Genomic DNA, 14,781 nt, shown 5'->3' on the forward strand with positions numbered 1-14,781 from the left:
CGCCGACCGCGGCGGGCGAGGACTCAGCCGAAGAAGACTTCGGCTTCCTGGTAGCGCTCGGCCGGGACCGTCTTCAGCTCGGCCGTCGCCTCGGACAGCTTCACGCGGACGATGTCCGTGCCCTTGAGGGCGACCATCACGCCGAAGTCGCCGTCGGCCACCGCGTCGACCGCGTTGAGGCCGAAGCGCGTCGCCAGCACGCGGTCGTACGCCGTCGGGGTGCCGCCGCGCTGGACGTGGCCCAGCACGACCGCGCGGGACTCCTTGCCGGTGCGGTGGGCGATCTCGTCGGCCAGCCAGGTGCCGATGCCGCCGAGGCGGACGTGCCCGAAGGCGTCCTTCTCGCCGGTGAGCAGCTTCTCCTCGCCGCCCTCGGGCAGCGCGCCCTCGGCGACGACGATGATCGGCGCGAACTCCTTCTCGAAGCGGCGCTCGACCCAGGAGACGACCTGGTCGACGTTGAAGTGCCGCTCCGGCACCAGGATCACGCTCGCGCCGCCGGCCAGGCCGGAGTGCAGCGCGATCCAGCCGGCGTGGCGGCCCATGACCTCGACGACCAGCGCGCGGTGGTGCGACTCGGCCGTGGTGTGCAGCCGGTCGATCGCCTCGGTCGCGATGGAGACCGCGGTGTCGAAGCCGAAGGTGTAGTCGGTGGCGCCCAGGTCGTTGTCGATCGTCTTGGGCACGCCCACGACGCCGACGCCGTCGTCGGTCAGCCGCTTCGCGACGCCGAGGGTGTCTTCGCCGCCGATCGCGATCAGCGCGTCGACGCCCTGGTCGGCGAGCACCTGCTTGATCTTCTCGACGCCGCCGTCGACCTTGTACGGGTTGGTGCGCGAGGACCGCAGGATCGTGCCGCCGCGGGTCAGGATGTCCTCGACGTCGTTGAGGCCGAGCGGGCGGCTGTCGCCGGTCAGCGGGCCGTTCCAGCCGTTGCGGAAGCCCACGAAGTCCCAGCCGTGCACCTCGATGCCCTTACGCACCACCGCGCGGATCACCGCGTTGAGCCCCGGGCAGTCGCCGCCGCCGGTCAGCACACCGACACGCATGAGAAGCCTCCGTCTGTTCTCTGGAGATGACAGTCACATTTCGTCAAGCGCCAGCGTAGCGGCAATCGTCTGGATCGGTGCAGCCCGTACCACCTGCCGAATCGGTCCGGCTCCGCTGTGTGCTACGTTGACTGCGTGCGGCGCTATTTCTGGTTTACGAAGCCGGCCCCGGGTGGGCTCGGCGGCGTGAACCTGCGCTGACTTCCACCCCCGAGCCGGATTTCGAAACCGGCTCGGCGAACTTTCCGCGGGTCGGTGTCCACCAGGAAGGACCACTCCCGCGATGACCCCCTCAGCAGGCCCCGCCGTCATGGGCGACCTCGACGCCGCGCGCACCACGTCGATCAGCCCGCTCATTTCGCCCGCGCTGCTGCGCGAAGACCATCCGGTCGACGCCGCGGTCGCCAAGGTCGTGCACCAGGGCCGCGCCGACACGATCGACATCCTCGAGGGCCGCGACGACCGGCTGCTCGTCGTGGTCGGCCCGTGCTCGGTGCACGACCCGGAAGCCGGCCTCGACTACGCCCGCCGGCTGGCCGCGAAGGCCGAGGAACTGCACAGCGAACTGCACGTCGTGATGCGCGTGTACTTCGAAAAGCCGCGCACCACGCTGGGCTGGAAGGGCCTGATCAACGACCCTGACCTCGACGGCACCTTCGCCGTCAACAAGGGCCTGCGGATGGCGCGCAAGCTGCTGCTCGACGTCTCCGCGCTGGGCCTGCCGGTCGGCTGCGAGTTCCTCGACCCGATCACGCCGCAGTTCATCTCGGACATCGTCACGTGGGGCTCGATCGGCGCCCGGACCGCCGCCAGCCAGGTGCACCGCCAGATGTGCAGCGCGCTGTCGATGCCGGTGGGCATCAAGAACTCGACCGAGGGCGACGTCCAGGTGGCGGTCGACGCGACCCGCGCGGCCGCGGCGAGCCACGTGTTCCCGGGCATCAGCACCGACGGCCTGGCGGCCCTGCTGACGACGGCGGGCAACCCGGACTGCCACGTGATCCTGCGCGGCCACAACGGCGGCCCGAACTACGACGCGGCCACGGTGGCGGACACCCTCGCGCGGCTGGCGAAGTCGGGCCTGCCGGAACGCGTGATCATCGACGCCTCGCACGGCAACAGCGGCAAGGACCACGTCCGGCAGGCTTCCGTGGTGCGCGAGCTGGCGGCGCGGATCGCGGCCGGTGAGCGCGGGATTTCGGGCCTCATGATGGAGAGCTTCCTGGCCGGCGGGCGGCAGGACCTGTCGCTGGGCCACCCGGAGAAGCTGACGTACGGGCAGTCGATCACCGACGCGTGCCTGGCTTGGGACGACACGGCGCCGCTGCTGGACGAGCTGGCCGCGGCGGTGCGGGCGCGCCGCTGACGCCGTGCGCCGCGGCGTCAGCGCCCGTGGAAGTGCTCCTCGATGACTTCCCAGCGGGCCAGGTTGTGCTTCGCGTCCGCCAGGGCGTCGTGCTGGTCGGTGGGGGCGGCCGGGAGCTTCGGCTTCCCGGCGTCCTCCCACCGCTGGCGCAGGTCGCGCGTGAAGCGCGGCAGCTGGCGCGGCAGGGCCGGCATCGGGCCCCACAGCTGGGCCAGCGCGACGTGGTCGTACGCCGCGAACCAGGCCCACAGCTCGATGCCGCCCGGGGGCTTGCCGAAGAACTCCAGCAGGTCGGCGCGGATCTTTTCGCGGCTGCGCCACGCCGGGTCCGCCGGGGACGGCAGCTTGTCCAGGACGTTGTCGCGCACCCACGCGCCCGCGCGCGCCGGGTCGAACTCCGTCGAGACCGCGTAGAACTCGCGGCCCCGCTCGTCAACGACACCGATGGACACCAGGTCGATGGTCACGCCGTCTTCGATGAATTCGGTGTCGTAGAAAAAACGCACCGGTGAACCGTAGTCGGTCAGCCGACCTTGGACTCAGGCACCCGGGCCGCGTCGGAGGCGGACGGCTGGGCCGGCACCTTCGGCTTGACCCCGGCGGCCTCCGCGGCCAGCAGTTCCTTGGCCTTCGCCGCGTAGATGTCGACGTACTCCTGACCCGAAAGCTCCATCAGCGCGTACATGATCTCGTCGGTGATCGACCGCTCGATGAACCGGTCGCCGGCCAGGCCCTCGTAGCGCGAGAAGTCCAGCGGCTTGCCGAAGCGGACCTCGAGGCGGCGCGGCCACCACATCTTGGAGCCGATCGGGTTGACCTTGTCGGTGCCGATCATCGCCACCGGGACGACGACGCCGCCGGACTCCAGGGCGATCCGGGCGACGCCGGTCTTGCCCTTGTACAGCCGGCCGTCCGGCGAGCGGGTGCCCTCGGGGTAGATGCCGAGCAGGTGACCGGCCTTGACCAGGCGGGTCGCCGTGTCGAGCGCGGCCTGGGCGGCGTTGCCGCCGGAGCGGTCGATCGGGAACTGGCCGACGCCGGTGAAGAACCACTTCTTGAGCAGGCCCTTGAAGCCCGGCTCGGTGAAGTACTCGGACTTGGCCGGGAAGGTCACCTTGCGCTTGACCCGCAGAGGCATGAAGAAGGAGTCCGCGACCGCCAGGTGGTTGCCCGCCAGGATCGCGCCGCCGCTCTCGGGGATGTTCTCCGCGCCGACGACCTTGGTCGGCCACAGCGTCTTGAGCAGCGGTCCGATGAATACCCACTTCATGAGCCAGTACAGCACCGGTGCCTCAGTCCTCCATCGCAGCTCAGCCCCTGTCACCCGCGCGGGACAGCCTACGAACCCCGGCGGCCGCCGCACAACGGAGACCACCCGGTTACCCGACGGCAGCGATCGATCTCACAGGGAATTCCGGGCCCGGCCGGAGCCCCACAACGCCCGCGAGCCGTGAGAGCATGGACGAATCCACCGCTCACACGGAAGGCGATCGCATGGGCGTGCTCGCCGGCGCGGAACCGTTCGGCCACACCGGTTCGGCCGAGACCGGGTTCCTGCTCTGCCACGGGTTCACCGGTACCCCGGCGAGCATGCGGGCCTGGGGTGACCACCTGGCCGGAGCCGGGTTCACGGTGCGCTGCCCGCTGCTGCCGGGCCACGGGACCCGCTGGCCGGACCTCAACCGCACGACGTGGGAAGACTGGTACGGCACGGTCCGCGAAGCGCTCCTCGAGCTGCTCTCGACGTGCAAGACCGTGTTCGTCGGCGGCCTGTCGATGGGCGGCACCCTCACGCTGCGCCTCGCCGAGGAGTTCGGCGACCGGATCGCCGGGATCGTCCTGGTCAACCCGTCGGTGACGCGGCTGAAGTGGGACACGAAGCTGCTGCCGGTGCTGGGCCGGATCGTGCCGTCGGTGCCGGCGATCGCGAACGACATCAAGAAGCCGGGCGAGACGGAGCTGGCCTACCCGCGGACGCCGGTGCGGGCCGCGGCGAGCCTGGCGAAGCTGTGGGCGGTCGTGCGCGCGGACCTGGCGAAGGTGACGCAGCCGGTGCTGCTGCTGCACTCGTCGGTCGACCACGTCGTCGAGCCGGTGAACTCGCAGCTGGTGCTGCAGGGGGTGGCCAGCACCGACGTCACCGAAGTGGTGCTGGAGAACAGCTACCACGTGGCGACGCAGGACAATGACGCCGAAGTGATCTTCACCCGCAGCGTCGAGTTCGCGAAGGCGCACGCCGCCCAGCCGGAGGAGACCGCATGAGCCGGGGGAAGGACGGGCCGGAGGACGTCGACGCGACGTTCGCCGAGATCGTCGCCGACCTGCGGGCCGGGGGGTTCGGGCTGCCCGAAGAGGACACCGCGGACACCGCCGGGACCGCGCTGAGCGCGGAAGGAGACTCGCGCAAGGCACCGGAACGGCCCGCCGAGCCACCCGCCGTGGACTCGCCGCCGGACACCGGCTGGCGCTCCGGGGGCACGACGTGGGACACCACGATGTTCTCCGACGACCCGGCGGGCGACGACGAGCACTACGTCCCGCCGGAGCCGCCGCCGCTGCCGCGGCCGAAGATGGGCGCGTTCCTCATCCTGCTGCTGTTCCTGGCCGGGCTGTTCCTGCTGATCCTGCCGAACGCCATCGGCGTCGGCCCGACGGTGGCGACGCCGCTGGGCATCCTCGCGCTCGCGACGTCGATCGCGCTGCTGCTGCTCCGCGTGCGCCAGGGGCCGCCGCCCGGCGCCGACCCCAGCAACGGCGCCCAGGTCTGACGCCGGCGCCGATGCACATCGAGTTCAGCCCTTCACGGCGCTCCACCGTCGGCGCGGAATGGGAGCTCGGGCTGGTCGACCGGCGCAGCGGCGAGCTGTCGTCCGCGGCCGGGCAGATCCTCGAAGCCGTGCGCCCGGACGGCGCGGCCGAGCACCCGAAGATCAAGCAGGAACTGCTGCTCAACACCGTCGAGGTGATCACCGGCGTCTGCGACACCATCGCCGAGGTGAAGGCCGACCTGGCCGGGTCGCTCGACGTGCTGCACGGCGTCGCCGACCCGCTCGGCGTCGAGATGTTCTCCGCCGGGACGCACCCGTTTTCCAACTGGTACCAGCAGAAGGTCACCGACAAGGAGCGCTACGCCAAGCTGATCGACCGGACCCAGTGGTGGGGCCGGCAGATGCTGATCTACGGCGTGCACGTCCACGTCGGCGTCGACCACCGCGACAAGGTGCTGCCGATCCTCGACGCGCTGCTCAACTACGCGCCGCACCTCCAGGCACTTTCGGCTTCCTCGCCGTACTGGGGCGCCGAGGACACCGGGTACGCGTCGAACCGGGCGCTGATGTTCCAGCAGCTGCCGACGGCCGGGCTGCCGTTCCAGTTCCGGAAGTGGGCCGAGCTGGAGAGCTACGTCGAGGACATGTTCACCACCGGCGTGATCGACCACTTCTCGGAGATCCGCTGGGACATCCGGCCGGCGCCGCACCTGGGCACGATCGAGATGCGCGTCTGCGACGGCCTGCCGACGCTGGAGGAGGTCGGCGCGATCTCGGCGCTGACGCAGTGCCTGGTCGACGACTTCAGCGAGCGTCTCGACGACGGCGAGATCCTGCCGACGCTGCCGCCGTGGCACGTCCAGGAGAACAAGTGGCGCGCGGCCCGCTACGGCACCGACGCGATCATCATCCTGGACGCGGCCGGGCGCGAGCGGCTGGTCACCGACGACGTCGCCGACCTGCTGGACCGCCTGGAGCCGGTGGCGCGGCGGCTGGACTGCGTGAGCGAGCTGCGCGACGTCGAGACGATCCTGCGGTACGGGCCGAGCTACCGGCGGCAGCGCGCGGTCGCCGAACAGCACAAGGGCAGCCTGAAGGCCGTGATGGCGTCGCTGGTCGCCGAGATGCGCGACGGCATCCCGAAGGATTAGAGCTCGTCCAGCTGGCTGCGGAGCGTGCCCGGGCCGAGGATCGACGCGCCGAGGGCCTGGACACGGCCGCGCAGTTCGCGGTCGGCCGTCGCCACGAGGACGCGGGCCTTCTCCTGCGCCACGACTTCGACGATCTTCGAGTCGCCGTCGGTGTCGGCCGCGACGACCTCGACGCCCGGCACGCCGGTGACGTGCTTGGCCTGGCCCTCGACGACCAGGACGATCCGCGGCCACCACGTGATCGCCGGGTCGTCCGGGTCCGGCACGCCCGCTTCCGCGAGCTTCGCGAGCTGGTCGCGCAGGCGCTCGGCGGCGCCGTGCCGGTCGCGCCACCAGCCGTCCGGCCGCGAGCCGACGACGTTGGCCGCGTCCACCACCAGGACCAGCTCCTGCCCTACGCGGTCGCGCAGGTCCGGCCAGGCGGCGGCGAAGTCGCGGTGCAGCCGGTACCCGGGTACGTCGTCGGGGTCCACCCAGCGCACCTCCGCACTTTCGGTGTTGGCGACCCGCGCCTCGGCCCCGTCGGCCAGGGCGAGGACGGTCGTGTAGCTCCACTCCCCATGGTCCACCACGGACGCGGAGACCGCCCGGAACGCCTCGGCGGGGACGGACGCCTCTTCGAGTGCTTCGCGCGCGGCCGCGGTCACGGCGGTCTCCCCCGCCTCGATGGCGCCGCCGGGCAGCGCCCAGGTGCGGCCGTGGTGCACCCACCAGGCGCGGCGCTGCAGCAGGACGCCCCGTGCGGGGTCGACGAGCAACAGGCCCGCCGCGCCGTAGCGGCCCCAGTGCACGTGCCCGCGGGAACACCGGACGAAGACGCTGGCGGAGGCGGGACTCACCGGCCCAGCCTGTCACACTCGCGGGCACGACCCGGTTCGACCAGCTCGAGCCGGGCCGGGACCGTGCGGCCTGACCGGTCGTGAGCTGGGCGTCCGCCGAAGACCTGCTGTCGTCGGCGAGCTTCCCGGAGGAGGAGTCAGACCGGGGTCTTGGCCGCCGCTTCCAGGGCCAGCGCCGCCGCGCCGACGATCGCCGTGTCGTCGCCGAGGTGGGCCGTGCGGATCCGGGCCAGCGGGCGGTGGCGGGCCCCGGTGATCGCGCCCGCGTAGTGCTCGCGGGCTTCGTCGAGGAACAGCGGCGCCGACTCCGACACACCCCCGCCGATCACGATGATCTCCGGGTCGAACACGTCCGCCACCAGCGCCAGGCCCTCGCCGAGCCACTTGGCCAGCTCGGCCATCGCCAGCTGGGCGATCGGGTCGCCGTCGCGGGCCGCGCCGGCCACCCGGCGGCCCGTCACCGAGCCCGGGTCGCCCGCGACCTGCGGGGCCAGCACCGTCGACCGGCCCGGGTGCCGCGCGAGCAGCTCCACCGCTGTCGCGGCCAAGGCCGTCCCGCTGCAGTAGCGCTCCCAGCAGCCGTACTTGCCACATGGACACGGCCGGCCGCCGCGGACCACCGTCAGGTGGCCCAGCTCGGGCGCGACGCCGTACGCACCGCGGAACAGCTTGCCCTCCAGGAGCAGGCCCGCGCCGATGCCCGTGCCCAGCGCCACCAGCGCCGCCACGTGGGCACCGCGGGCCGCGCCGAAGCGGTGCTCGCCGACCATCGCCGCGTTGACGTCGTGCTCCAGCAGCACCGGCAGGCCGACGCGCTTCTCGATCCGGTCCGCGACCGGCGCGCCGCGCCAGGCCAGGTGCGGCGCGAACATCACCGACCGGCGGTCGCGCGCCACGAACCCGGCGACGGCCAGGCCGACGCCCGCGACTTCGTGCCGGTTCCGCAGGTCCTCGACCACTCCGGCGATGGCGTCCTCGAGGGCGCCTTCCTCGCTCGGCGTCGCGACGCGAGCCGTGTCGAGCAGGGAGCCGCGCTCGTCCACCACGCCGGCCCGGACGCTCGTCCCGCCGACGTCCACCCCGATCGTCCGCACTATCGGTTCTCCCACTCGTCGCGCCTGCGGACGGCGATGTGCTGCACCCGCGGCGATGCCGCCGAAGCGTCCGCCGGCGGCCGCGGCGCGGGCCGGAACCCGGGCATGTGCACGCCCTCGTCCGGCTCCCAGCGGTCGGCCAGCACGGCGCGCAGCAGGGCGACCAGCTGCGCGAGCTGTTCGGCCACCCTGGCCACCAGTTCGGGGCGCTCACCTCGCACAACGGCGACGATCGCACACAGCGGGCACCAGCCGCACGCCGAAGCACCGGCGTTCCCCTCCTCAGGGGTGCCGTGCCCGGCGGCGACGACGTCCTGCAGCCACGGCGCCGCCTTCTCCACGACCATCTCGGCGAGCAGGCGGATCTCCTCCGCCAGCCGCGGCCCGTCCGTGGGCTCCTCTTCGCTCACCCGCGTCCCCGGTTCCCGGCCAGGCTCACGACCAGGCCGTCGGCATCGGATTCCGCACCGGTGATCCGGCACGGCCGCAGCGACTCCGGCAGGGCGATGAGCCTGCGGAAGCCGTCCACGGTGATCGCCAGGTCGTCGTCGACGCGGGCGAGGTCGACCTCGGCGTCCCGCCCGAGCGGGATCGCGATGCGCAACGTGTACCCGTCCGGGCCCCGCCGCACGCGCAGCAACGGAGTGACCGGCGTCCCGTCCCCTTCGAGCGGGTCGCCGGCGCCGTACAGTTCGGCGGCGATCTCCAGCAGGGCGGGCAGGCCGACCGGTTCGACGGCCCGGTGCTCGACGCGCGACACCGCGGTGAACCCGGCTTTCCCGAGCTCGCCCAGCACGGCGTCCTGCTGCGTCCGGCGGGTGCGCAGCCACGACGCGGCGCCGCCGCGCCAGAACCCGGGCGCGGGCATCAGCCGGTTGGCGATCAGGCCGTCGACGGCGATGCCGCGCAGGGCCAGCGAGCTGAGCGTGCGCCGCGCTTCGGCGACGACGACCCGCTCGGGGGTCAGGACCAGCCGGACCGTGGTCACCGACGGCTCGGTGAGCAGCGCGCGCAGGCCGTCGAGGTGGGTGCCGAGGCGCCGGACGGATTCCGTGACGCGCCGGCCGAACACGCGGTTCAGGTAGCCGGAGAAGGCTTCGGGGAGCGAAAGCAGCCGCAGCGTCTCCGCGGTCGGGCCGCAGTCGACGACGATGGTGTCCCACGGCCCGTCTTCGGCCAGCCGGCGGACCTCGGTGAGAGCCAGCAGCTCGTCGACACCCGGGAGGACCGTCAGCTCCTCGGCGTCCAGGGTGTCGAGCCCCGCGCCGGCCAGCACCGTCTGCAGCTCGGCGCGCAGCCGGTGCCAGGTCGTGTCGACCAGGGTGCGGGAATCGAGCTGCACGGCGGAGAGCAGAGCGTCCACTTCGGACGGTTCGGCGCCCAGGGTGTGGCCGAAGGCGTCGGCCAGCGAGTGCGCCGGGTCGGTGGACACGACGAGCGTCTTCCTGCCGCGGGCGGCCAGTGCGGCGCCGGTGGCCGCGGCCAGCGTCGTCTTCCCGACACCCCCCTTGCCGGTGAACAGCAGGATCCGCACGCGGCTACCCCTCGGCCCGCTTCTTGAGCTCCTTCAGCGCGGTGTCCATGACCATCTTCTCGGCCTTGCGGCGCAGCAGGCCGATCATCGGCAGCGCGAGCTCGACCGACAGCGTGTACGTCACGCGCGTGCGGCCGCCGAGGTCCTCGAGCGCGTACCGGCCGTTCTGGGCCTTCTGCATCTGGCCCTTGACCAGGTGCCAGCTGACGCCGAGACCGTCGCCGTCCCAGTCGTACTCGAGGGTGTAGACGTCCTTGATCGGGCCCGCGTCGAGGGTGAGCTTGACCTGCTTGGCACGCCCGCCCGAGTCGGTGTCCAGGACTTCGGTCTCCCGGACGGCCTTGGCCCATTCCGGGTACGCGGGGAAGTCGGCGATCACGGCCATCACCCGGCTGGGCTCGGCGTCGACCTCGATGGACTGTGTGGACTGCTCGGCCATGGGTCGAAGCGTAGCCGCCGCGGTTGGTCACCAGCGCAGCACGTAGGGCTGCCCGGTCTCCTTGAAGTGACCCACGTTACGGCACTCGGTCAGCCCGACCCGGGCTCGGGGCGCCAGCGGCTGGTGCACGTGCCCGAACACCGACCAGCGCGGCCGCTGCGCGTGGATCAGCTCCAGCAGGGCCGTCGAGCCGATCTCGCTGCGGCGGGCGACGACGTCGTAGGTCAGCTCCGGCAGCGCGGGCGGGCCGTGCGTGCAGAGCACGTCGACCTCGGTGAGCGCGGCCACGCTCGCGTCGTAGTCCTCGCGAACCCGCAGGTAGGGCCGCCAGGCGGCACCCTTGCGGGGCCGCGGGACGACGCCGTCGGGCAGCAGCGCGCCGCCGACGAACCCGAACCGGAGGCCGCCGATCTCGGCGACCTCGCCGTCCAGCACGCGGATGCCCTCGCCGGCGAACTCGGGCCACAGGGCGGGGGTGTCGACGTTGCCGGGCGTGGCGTAGGTGGGCGCGGTCATCGCCGCGAACAACGCCGCGTACTGGGTGCGGATGGCCTCGTCGACGGCGCCGGCCGGGTCGTCGAGGCTCGCCCAGAGCTCCCGCGAGTAGGCAACGGTTTCGTCACGGGTGCCCTCCCGGCGCAGGCGGGCGAACCCCGCCACCTTCTCCGCGCCGAACAGGGCGCCCATGATGCCCTTCTCGTGGTCGTGGTAGTCGACGAAGTCGATCAGGTCGCCCAGCACGACCAGCGCGTCCGCCCCGTCGCCCGCCCGCTTCAACCCGTCGACGTTGCCGTGCACGTCCGAGACGACGTGTACCCGCACCCCTGGCCCCCTAGCTGTCGGTTCGCGGAGGAACGCCGGGCTCGCGCCCGTCCTCCAGGATCTCCTTGAGCCCGAGTGCGATCCCCTTCGCCGCGCGGGCCCGCCGGTCGAACTCCCGGCGCAGGTCGCGCGGCGCCAGCACGCGGGGCGTCCCGGCCGCGTCGGCGGGCGTCGCCCGCAGGAAGTAGTGCAGCAGGGTGCCGTCGAGCACCGGCTCGAGCCAGATCTCCATCGTACCGACGAGCGCGCCGCGCACGGTCCAGCGCAGGCCCTTGTCGCCCCGGTCGGTGTAGACCTCCAGCACCAGGTCGGGCCAGTAGCGGGTCCACGAGCGGGGGTCGGCGAAGACGGCGGCCACGGTGGACGGCGGGACCGCGAGGAACGTCTCGTCGACGACGTCGATGGCGGGCGGTGCGTTCACGTGCGAAGAATGTCACGCCCTCGCCGTGCGGCGGCGATCAGCATGGTCTTAAGGTGCTCACCACGCTAAGTTGACTGGCGGGTAACAGCGGTGTCGCCCACCGCACGCGTTGAACACGGAGGTCCACGTGCGCGAATACAGCGCTCCCGCCGGCAAGCCGGTGGCCGACGACGAGAACATGTCCGATGTCGTCTGGGCGAACGCCGAGCGGTTCTCCGACGTGGTGAGCTTCCGCCGCCAGGTCGAGGGCAGCTGGCTGGACGTCACCGCCAAGGAGTTCGCCGGCCAGGTGCTCGCGGTGGCCAAGGGCATGGCCCAGGCGGGGATCGGCCGCGGCGACCGCGTCGCGATCATGTCGAAGACCCGCTACGAGTGGACCCTGATCGACTTCGCGATCTGGGCCGCGGGTGCGGTGACGGTGCCGATCTACGACACCTCCTCGCCCGAACAGGTGTACTGGATCCTCTCCGACTCGGCCGCGAAGGGCGTGTTCGTCGAGACGAACGCCCACGCCGGAGCCGTCGACGAGATCCGCGACCGGCTCACCGAGCTGGACCACACGTGGCAGATCGAGGGCGACTCCCCCGCCGTGGAAGAGCTGGCCGCGCTGGGCGCCTCGCTGTCCGACGACGAGCTGCACGAGCGCCGTCGCGAAGTCACGGCGGACGAGCTGGCCACCATCGTCTACACCTCGGGCACGACCGGCCGCCCCAAGGGCGTCGAGCTGACCCACCGCAACCTGCTGGCCGAGATCCGCGCCGACATCGAGGCGTTCCCGCAGCTGATGGAGCAGGGCAACTCGCTGCTGTGCTTCCTGCCGCTGGCGCACGTGCTGGCCCGCGCGATCGCCGTCACGGCGCTGACCGCGCGCGTCACGCTCGGGCACACCCCGGACGTCAAGAACCTGGTCGCCGACCTGGGCACGTTCCGCCCGACGTTCGTCGTCGCGGTGCCGCGCGTGTTCGAGAAGGTCTACAACTCGGCGAAGCAGAAGGCCCACGGCGACGGCAAGGGCAAGATCTTCGACGCCGCCGAGGCGGTCGCGGTCGAATACAGCCAGGCCCAGGACACCGGCGGCGCCGGGGTCGCGTTGAAGCTCAAGCACCTGGTGTTCGACAAGCTGGTCTACGGCAAGCTGCGCGCGGCCCTCGGCGGCCGGTGCGTCGCGGCGGTGTCGGGCGGCGCGCCGCTGGGTGCGCGGCTGGCGCACTTCTTCCGCGGCATCGGCGTCCCGGTGTTCGAGGGCTACGGCCTCACCGAGACGTCCGCGGCGGCGAACGTCAACACCCAGACGGCGTTCCGCGTCGGCACGGTCGGCAAGCCGGTCAACGGCACGTCGGTCCGCATCGCCGACGACGGCGAGGTCATGCTCAAGGGCGACGTCGTGTTCCGGGCGTACTACAACAACCCGCAGGCGACCTCCGAGGCGCTGACCGACGGCTGGTTCCACACGGGCGACCTGGGCGAGCTGGACTCCGACGGGTTCCTGAAGATCACCGGCCGCAAGAAGGAGATCATCGTGACGGCGGGCGGCAAGAACGTCGCCCCGTCCGGCCTCGAGGACACGATCAAGGCGGCCCCGCTGGTCAGCCAGGCCATGGTGGTCGGCGACCAGCGCCCGTTCATCGCGGCCCTGGTGACGGTGGACGAGGAGTACTTCCCGTCCTGGAAGTCCCAGCACAACAAGCCCGCCGCGGCATCGGTGGCGGACCTGGCCACGGACGCCGACCTGCTGGCCGAGATCCAGGCAGCGGTGGACGAGGCCAACAAGTCGGTGTCCAAGGCGGAGGCGATCAAGAAGTTCACGGTGCTGGCGAACGACTTCACCGAAGCCGGCGGCGAGATCACGCCGAGCCTGAAGCTCAAGCGCAACGTGGTCACGAAGAACTACGCCAACGACATCGAGAGCCTCTACAAGAAGTGAGCGGTCACCGCTGGGCCGCGATGTAGTCGCGGTACCAGCGGTAGCTCGCCCTGGGTGTGCGGGCCTGCGTCGCGTAGTCGACGTGCACCAGGCCGAACCGGTGCTTGTAGCCGTGGGCCCACTCGAAGTTGTCCAGCAACGACCAGCAGAAGTACCCCCGCAGGTCGACGCCCGCCGCTGCGGCGGTGCGGGCCGCCTCGATGTGCTCGTTCAGGAACGTGATGCGCTCGTAGTCGGCGAAGTCGCTTCGATCCGCGTACACGCAGCCGTTCTCCGTCACGTACATCGGCGGCAACGCGGGATAGCGGTTGTGCAGGCCCACCAACGCTTCCGTCAGGCCCTCCGGCTCGACCGGCCAGCCCATCCCCGTGCGCGGGACGTCCGGCAGGCGCGTCGTGTCCACCCCGATGTCGGCGATTGTGCGCAGGGCCGGGTCCGGCTCGCGGTGCGGCGCGTCCGCGACGTGCAGGCGGTAGTAGTAGTTGACGCCCAGGTAGTCCAGCGGCACGCCGATCGTCTCGAGGTCGCCGTCGAGGCGGAACGAGAAGTCCGAGACGCCGTCGAACATCACCGCCAGCCCCGGCGCGTACCGGCCGCCGAACAGGGGGTCGGTGAACTGGCGCCGGAGCAGTGTGTCCTGCCGCGCGGCCGCCGCGGCGTCGGCCGCCGACTCCGTCACCGGGACCGCGGGCGACTGGTTGAGCACGATCCCGAACTGGTGCTGCGGGGTCGCCTGCCCCCGCATCGCCTCGACGGCCAAGCCGTGGCCGAGCAGCAGGTGGTGCGCGGCCGCCAAAGCGCCGTGCCCTTCGCGTGCGCCCGGTGCGTGCCGGCCTTCGCCGTACCCCGCGACCGCGCACGGGTACGGCTCGTTCAGCGTCGTCCAGTGGTCGACGACGTCGCCCAGCTCCTCGTGCACCAGCGACGCGTACTCGGCGAACCGGTGCGCCGTGTCCCGGGACCGCCAGCCCCCTTCGTCCTCCAGCGCCTGCGGCAGGTCCCAGTGGTAGAGCGTCAGGAACGGCTCGATCCCCAGCTCCCGCAACGCTTCCGCCAGCCGCCGGTAGAAGCCGAGGCCGCGCCGCTCGAAGCGGCGCCCGTCCGGCTGGACCCGCGGCCAGGACACCGAGAACCGGTAGGAGTCGACGCCCAGCTCGCCGAGCAGGGCGAGGTCGTCGCGCCAGCGGTGGTAGTGGTCGGCCGCCGGTTCGCCGGTGTCGCCGCCGGCGACCGCGCCCGGCACCGCGGCGAAGGTGTCCCAGATGGACGCTCCGCGGCCGTCCGCGGTGGTGGCGCCCTCGATCTGGAACGCCGAGGTGGCGACGCCCCAGCGGAAGCCGGGCGGAAGACTGGAAGTCACGGTGAGCTCCGGGG

The 14,781-nt window shown here is 72.0% G+C and carries 16 protein-coding genes; 5 read left to right on the forward strand and 11 right to left on the reverse strand.

All coding sequences use genetic code 11. From position 1 onward, the window contains the following. Positions 1-23 precede the first annotated feature (23 nt). Positions 24-1,049: a 6-phosphofructokinase gene (locus tag ACWEN0_RS16065; protein WP_451973720.1), complete on the reverse strand. Its 1,026-nt coding sequence runs from the start codon at positions 1,047-1,049 to the stop codon at positions 24-26. A 283-nt stretch (positions 1,050-1,332) separates the two neighbouring features. Between ACWEN0_RS16065 and ACWEN0_RS16070 the strand changes: the two genes are divergently transcribed. Beyond that, positions 1,333-2,415 carry a 3-deoxy-7-phosphoheptulonate synthase gene (locus ACWEN0_RS16070; RefSeq protein ID WP_451973722.1) on the forward strand — a complete coding sequence of 361 codons (1,083 nt, stop codon included), beginning with the start codon at positions 1,333-1,335 and terminating at the stop codon, positions 2,413-2,415. Positions 2,416-2,432: 17 nt separating this feature from the next. Here the strand turns inward: ACWEN0_RS16070 and ACWEN0_RS16075 are convergent, their stop codons facing one another. Together ACWEN0_RS16075 and ACWEN0_RS16080 are read right to left on the reverse strand one after the other, a co-directional pair. Continuing rightward, complete coding sequence (locus ACWEN0_RS16075; RefSeq protein ID WP_451973724.1) at positions 2,433-2,921, reverse strand: polyadenylate-specific 3'-exoribonuclease AS; 489 nt, start codon at positions 2,919-2,921, stop codon at positions 2,433-2,435. Positions 2,922-2,938: 17 nt separating this feature from the next. Beyond that, positions 2,939-3,700: a lysophospholipid acyltransferase family protein gene (locus ACWEN0_RS16080; protein WP_451973726.1), complete on the reverse strand. Its 762-nt coding sequence runs from the start codon at positions 3,698-3,700 to the stop codon at positions 2,939-2,941. Positions 3,701-3,909: 209 nt separating this feature from the next. On the opposite strand from ACWEN0_RS16080, the gene ACWEN0_RS16085 reads away from it, so the two are divergent. From ACWEN0_RS16085 to ACWEN0_RS16095, 3 genes are read left to right on the forward strand one after another with little or no spacing between them, the layout of a single operon-like run. After that, positions 3,910-4,677 carry an alpha/beta hydrolase gene (locus tag ACWEN0_RS16085; RefSeq protein ID WP_451973728.1) on the forward strand — a complete coding sequence of 256 codons (768 nt, stop codon included), beginning with the start codon at positions 3,910-3,912 and terminating at the stop codon, positions 4,675-4,677. Further along, positions 4,674-5,183 carry a hypothetical protein gene (locus tag ACWEN0_RS16090; RefSeq protein ID WP_451973730.1) on the forward strand — a complete coding sequence of 170 codons (510 nt, stop codon included), beginning with the start codon at positions 4,674-4,676 and terminating at the stop codon, positions 5,181-5,183. The genes ACWEN0_RS16085 and ACWEN0_RS16090 overlap by 4 nt, the downstream gene beginning before the upstream one ends. 11 nt (positions 5,184-5,194) lie before the next feature. Continuing rightward, complete coding sequence (locus tag ACWEN0_RS16095) at positions 5,195-6,334, forward strand: glutamate--cysteine ligase (protein WP_451973732.1); 1,140 nt, start codon at positions 5,195-5,197, stop codon at positions 6,332-6,334. Here the strand turns inward: ACWEN0_RS16095 and ACWEN0_RS16100 are convergent. From ACWEN0_RS16100 to ACWEN0_RS16130, 7 genes are all read right to left on the reverse strand, one after another. Continuing rightward, positions 6,331-7,173 (reverse strand): NUDIX domain-containing protein, encoded by an 843-nt coding sequence (locus ACWEN0_RS16100; RefSeq protein ID WP_451973734.1) that lies wholly within the window; start codon positions 7,171-7,173, stop codon positions 6,331-6,333. The genes ACWEN0_RS16095 and ACWEN0_RS16100 overlap by 4 nt on opposite strands. Positions 7,174-7,310: 137 nt before the next feature. Further along, positions 7,311-8,252, reverse strand: a complete 942-nt coding sequence (locus tag ACWEN0_RS16105) for an ROK family protein (RefSeq protein ID WP_451974297.1) — start codon at positions 8,250-8,252, stop codon at positions 7,311-7,313. Between the two features lie 14 nt (positions 8,253-8,266). Continuing rightward, the gene (locus ACWEN0_RS16110) at positions 8,267-8,677 is read right to left on the reverse strand and encodes a hypothetical protein (protein ID WP_451973736.1); all 411 of its coding nucleotides are present in this window, start codon (positions 8,675-8,677) and stop codon (positions 8,267-8,269) included. Further along, a complete protein-coding gene (locus tag ACWEN0_RS16115; RefSeq protein ID WP_451973738.1) occupies positions 8,674-9,801 on the reverse strand; it encodes an ArsA family ATPase in 1,128 nt (375 codons plus the stop codon). Before ACWEN0_RS16115 ends, ACWEN0_RS16110 begins: the two co-directional genes overlap by 4 nt. Before the next feature lie 4 nt (positions 9,802-9,805). Then, positions 9,806-10,240, reverse strand: a complete 435-nt coding sequence (locus ACWEN0_RS16120) for an SRPBCC family protein (protein ID WP_451973740.1) — start codon at positions 10,238-10,240, stop codon at positions 9,806-9,808. A gap of 27 nt (positions 10,241-10,267) precedes the next feature. After that, positions 10,268-11,062 (reverse strand): metallophosphoesterase family protein, encoded by a 795-nt coding sequence (locus tag ACWEN0_RS16125; protein ID WP_451973742.1) that lies wholly within the window; start codon positions 11,060-11,062, stop codon positions 10,268-10,270. Positions 11,063-11,072: 10 nt separating this feature from the next. Next, positions 11,073-11,483, reverse strand: coding sequence for a polyketide cyclase / dehydrase and lipid transport (locus tag ACWEN0_RS16130; RefSeq protein ID WP_451973744.1), 411 nt, complete (start codon positions 11,481-11,483; stop codon positions 11,073-11,075). A gap of 127 nt (positions 11,484-11,610) precedes the next feature. Between ACWEN0_RS16130 and ACWEN0_RS16135 the strand changes: the two genes are divergently transcribed. Next, on the forward strand, positions 11,611-13,407 hold the full coding sequence (locus ACWEN0_RS16135; RefSeq protein WP_451973745.1) for an AMP-dependent synthetase/ligase: 1,797 nt from the start codon (positions 11,611-11,613) through the stop codon (positions 13,405-13,407). Between the two features lie 4 nt (positions 13,408-13,411). Here ACWEN0_RS16135 and ACWEN0_RS16140 read toward each other — a convergent pair whose 3' ends face one another. Continuing rightward, the gene (locus ACWEN0_RS16140) at positions 13,412-14,767 is read right to left on the reverse strand and encodes a GH1 family beta-glucosidase (RefSeq protein ID WP_451973747.1); all 1,356 of its coding nucleotides are present in this window, start codon (positions 14,765-14,767) and stop codon (positions 13,412-13,414) included. Between the last annotated feature and the right edge of the window lie 14 nt (positions 14,768-14,781).

Source organism: Amycolatopsis sp. NPDC004378 (assembly GCF_053602455.1).

Bases quoted from the DNA above. Each gene is read 5' to 3' on its own strand.
- ACWEN0_RS16120 (WP_451973740.1), bottom strand. From the start codon at position 10,240: ATGGCCGAGCAGTCCACACAGTCCATCGAGGTCGACGCCGAGCCCAGC.
- ACWEN0_RS16065 (WP_451973720.1), bottom strand. From the start codon at position 1,049: ATGCGTGTCGGTGTGCTGACCGGCGGCGGCGACTGCCCGGGGCTCAAC.
- ACWEN0_RS16085 (WP_451973728.1), top strand. From the start codon at position 3,910: ATGGGCGTGCTCGCCGGCGCGGAACCGTTCGGCCACACCGGTTCGGCC.
- ACWEN0_RS16095 (WP_451973732.1), top strand. From the start codon at position 5,195: ATGCACATCGAGTTCAGCCCTTCACGGCGCTCCACCGTCGGCGCGGAA.
- ACWEN0_RS16090 (WP_451973730.1), top strand. From the start codon at position 4,674: ATGAGCCGGGGGAAGGACGGGCCGGAGGACGTCGACGCGACGTTCGCC.
- ACWEN0_RS16070 (WP_451973722.1), top strand. From the start codon at position 1,333: ATGACCCCCTCAGCAGGCCCCGCCGTCATGGGCGACCTCGACGCCGCG.